Source organism: Burkholderia sp. Ac-20384, assembly GCF_017104605.1.
Lineage (GTDB): Bacteria > Pseudomonadota > Gammaproteobacteria > Burkholderiales > Burkholderiaceae > Burkholderia > Burkholderia lata.
Genome location: NZ_JAAGPE010000541.1, coordinates 1 through 3,292 on the forward strand (window position 1 = coordinate 1; position 3,292 = coordinate 3,292).

The following is a 3,292-nucleotide window of genomic DNA, read 5'->3' on the forward strand; positions in this document are numbered from 1 at the left end:
TCGCGCTGCCGCACGCTGCCGCGCACCGCGACCGGCGCGCGCTGGTGGTCGACGACGACGACAACGCGCGCGAAACGCTCGGCGCGATGCTGTCGGCGCTCGGCATCGAAGCCGATCTGTGCAGCACCGGGCAGGAAGGCGTCGCGCGCTTCGGCACGTGCCATTACGACATCGTCGTGATCGATCTCGAGCTGCCGGACTTGAGCGGCTTCGAGGTTGCGCGGCGGATTCGCACGGTCGCGGTGCCCGACGACGACGGCCGGCATCCGGCGATCCTCGGCGTCAGCGCCTATGAATCGGCCGCGCTGCGCGAGAACAAGCGGGTGTTCGACGAATTCCTGCCGAAGCCCGTCCACCTGCGCGAACTCGGCGCGCTCGTCGAGAAGCTGCTCGCCTGAGCCGGTGCGCCAGCGAAGTGCCGCTTGTTGCCGCGTGCTGCCGCTTACTCGCCGATCAGGTGCAGCACGATATCGCGGCGGTGCGCCGCGCGGCGATGCTCGAACAGATAGATGCCCTGCCACGTGCCGAGCACCATGCGCCCTTGCTCGACCGGGATCGACAATTGCACCTGAGTGAGCGCCGTGCGCAGGTGCGCCGGCATGTCGTCGGTCCCTTCGGTGTCGTGCTCGTAGCGCGTGGCGTCCTCGGGCGCGAGCGTCGCGAAGTAGCGTTCGATGTCGCGCTGCACCGACGCATCCGCATTCTCCTGGATCAGCAGCGATGCCGACGTATGGCGGCAGAACACGGTGAGCAGGCCGGTGCGGATCGCCTGCTGGTCGACGAATGCGCGCACCTGCGGCGTGAATTCGACGAGGCCGCTGCCGCGCGTGTCGATGCCGATGTGCGTGATTGCCTGTTGCATCGCCTTGACCTCAGGCCAGCGCGGCGAAGCCGTCGGCTTCGATCTGCTTCGCGTCGGCCGGACGCACGACGCGCGCGACTTCGACCCCGTCGCGCAGGAACACCAGGGTGGGCCACAGCTTCACGCCGAACGAGCGGCCGAGCGGACGGCCCGGGCCATCCTCGATCTTCAGGTGCCGCACGGCGGGATGCGCGGAAAACGACGCCACGATCGCCGGCTGCGCGCCCGCGCAGATCCCGCACCAGTTCGCGCCGAATTCGATGACGGTCGCGCCGCCCAGTGCATCGACTTCCGCGCGCGTCGGCGCGTTGGCGGTGTAGCGTTGCTCGGTATCCATCAGGCCCTCGTGTGCGTTGGCGGAACAGGGCCGCGTGCGCCCGTGCGATGCGGCGGGTGCGGCCTACGATCTCCCACTGTAGCGGAAAAGCGCACGCGGTGCCGGGCGGTCCTGCCCGGCGCAAATGCCGTCGCGGCGCACCGCCGGGAATGACACGACAAGATTCGGAGCGCCGCGCCGTCGCGACAGGATCAGCATGCGGACTGATCCCTCAACGAAGGCACCAACCATGAACGCTGCGCATTGCGTCACCGAACCGAACATCCTCTATTTCGGCACGCCCGTCGTGCTGGTCAGCACGCTGAACGAAGACGGCACGGCCAATCTCGCGCCGATCTCGTCCGCGTTCTGGCTCGGCTGGCGCGGCGTGATCGGCATCGCCGCCAGTTCGCAGACCACCCGCAACCTGCTGCGCACCGGCGAGTGCGTGCTGAACCTGCCGTCGTCGGCGCAGGCGCACGCGGTCGACCGGATCGCGCGCACGACGGGCACCTACCCGGTGCCGGACGGCAAGCGCGCGAAGGGCTACATGTACGAGCCCGACAAGTTCGGCACGGCCGGGCTCACCGAAGCAGCGTCGCAAACCGTCGCGCCGCCGCGTGCGCTCGAATGCCCGGTGCACATGGAAGCGGTCGTCGCGGCCACGCATGGAATCGGTGAGGAAGCGCCCGACGTACGCGGGCACATCCGCTTGTTCGAGTTGCGCATCCAGCGCGTGCACGTGCATCCCGACCTGCTGATGGACGGCCATCCGGACCGCATCGATCCGGACAAATGGTCGCCGCTGATCATGAGTTTTCAGCGGTTCTACGGCCTCACGCCGCATCAGGTGCACGCGTCGCGGCTCGCCGAGATTCCCGAGCGCGCGTATCGCAGCCCGGACATCGAGCGCTCGCGCGATGCGGGGGTGCCGGTTGGCGCCGGGCGGTAGTGGAGCGCAACGGTCGGGCCGATGGGCAAGGGCCACGCCTCACCTGAATCTCATCGTTGCCGCCAGCCGCCCGCGCGACACACGAACAGGAGGACACCGATGAACCCGACGATTCGTCATGCTTCCGCCGGCGCGGCCGAACCCGCCGCGCCGGCCCGGCACCGCCTCGTGCTGCCGGCGCTGTGCATCGCGGTGCTGATCGCGCAGATCGACACCGCGATCGTCAATCTCGCGACCGAGCCGATCGGCACCGCGTTCGGCGCACGCGTCGGCGCGCTGCAATGGGTCATCGACGCGTACAACCTCGCGTATGCGGTGCTGCTGCTCACGGGCGGCCTCGTCGGCGACCTGTACGGCAGGCGCCGTGCGTTCGTGCTCGGCGCGGCCGTGCTGAGCGGCGCATCGATCGTGTGCGCGCTCGCGCCGACGCTCGGCGTGCTGATCGCGGGCCGGGCGCTCGCCGGTGCGGGCGCTGCGCTGCTGATTCCCGCTTCGCTCGCGATCGTCCGCGTGATCTGGCGCGATCCGGCCGAACGGGCGCGCGCACTCGGCATCTGGGCCGCGTTCGGCGGCATCGCGATGATCGTCGGGCCGACGCTCGGCGGCGTGCTGATCCACGCATTCGGCTGGCGCAGCATCTTCGCCGTCGTGATCCCGTTCGGCGTGGCCGCGATCGCGCTGGCCCGCGCCGTCGTGCCGGAATCGGCCGATCCGCAGGGCCGGCGCTTCGATCCGGCCGCGCAGGCGCTCGGCGCAATCGCGATCGGCTGCGTCGTGTTCGCGACGATCGATGCGCGTCACGACGCGCTTCGCGCCGCGCTGCTGATTGCAACCGGCGCGGTTGCCATCGCGCTGTTCGTGCGGATCGAACGGCGCCTTGGCACAGCCGCGCTCGTGCCGCTCGACCTGTTCGCGAACCGAGCATTCCGCGGGATGCTCGTCGGCAACGGCACGATGACGTTCGGCGGCTACGGGATGCTGTTCGTGCTGCCGCTCGCGTGGCAGAGCCACCATGTGCTCGACGCTACCGGTGCAGGTTTCGCGCTGTTGCCGATGTCGGTGCCGTTCGCACTCGTATCGTTCGGCTCCGGCGCATTCGCGGCCCGCTTCGGCGGGCGCACGGCCGGCGCGGGCGGCGTCGCGCTGATGGGGCTCGGGCTCC

5 protein-coding genes are annotated in these 3,292 nt (G+C 69.9%); 3 read left to right on the forward strand and 2 right to left on the reverse strand.

Going from position 1 to position 3,292, the window contains the following annotated elements:
* The coding region (locus G3O00_RS41335) for a response regulator (RefSeq protein ID WP_206146452.1) at positions 1 to 398 on the forward strand (398 nt) is incomplete at its 5' end.
* 44 nt (positions 399 to 442) lie between these two features.
* Here the strand turns inward: G3O00_RS41335 and G3O00_RS41340 are convergent.
* Complete coding sequence (locus G3O00_RS41340) at positions 443 to 862, reverse strand: secondary thiamine-phosphate synthase enzyme YjbQ (protein WP_206146453.1); 420 nt, start codon at positions 860 to 862, stop codon at positions 443 to 445.
* A gap of 10 nt (positions 863 to 872) precedes the next feature.
* Positions 873 to 1,199: a thioredoxin family protein gene (locus G3O00_RS41345; protein ID WP_021160574.1), complete on the reverse strand. Its 327-nt coding sequence runs from the start codon at positions 1,197 to 1,199 to the stop codon at positions 873 to 875.
* Positions 1,200 to 1,428: 229 nt separating this feature from the next.
* Between G3O00_RS41345 and G3O00_RS41350 the strand changes: the two genes are divergently transcribed.
* Together G3O00_RS41350 and G3O00_RS41355 are read left to right on the forward strand one after the other, a co-directional pair.
* Positions 1,429 to 2,130: a flavin reductase family protein gene (locus G3O00_RS41350; RefSeq protein ID WP_206146454.1), complete on the forward strand. Its 702-nt coding sequence runs from the start codon at positions 1,429 to 1,431 to the stop codon at positions 2,128 to 2,130.
* A 99-nt stretch (positions 2,131 to 2,229) separates the two neighbouring features.
* On the forward strand, positions 2,230 to 3,292 hold a 1,063-nt coding region (locus G3O00_RS41355), incomplete at its 3' end, for an MFS transporter (RefSeq protein ID WP_206146455.1).

Bases quoted from the DNA above. Each gene is read 5' to 3' on its own strand.
- G3O00_RS41340 (WP_206146453.1), bottom strand. From the start codon at position 862: ATGCAACAGGCAATCACGCACATCGGCATCGACACGCGCGGCAGCGGC.
- G3O00_RS41345 (WP_021160574.1), bottom strand. From the start codon at position 1,199: ATGGATACCGAGCAACGCTACACCGCCAACGCGCCGACGCGCGCGGAA.
- G3O00_RS41350 (WP_206146454.1), top strand. From the start codon at position 1,429: ATGAACGCTGCGCATTGCGTCACCGAACCGAACATCCTCTATTTCGGC.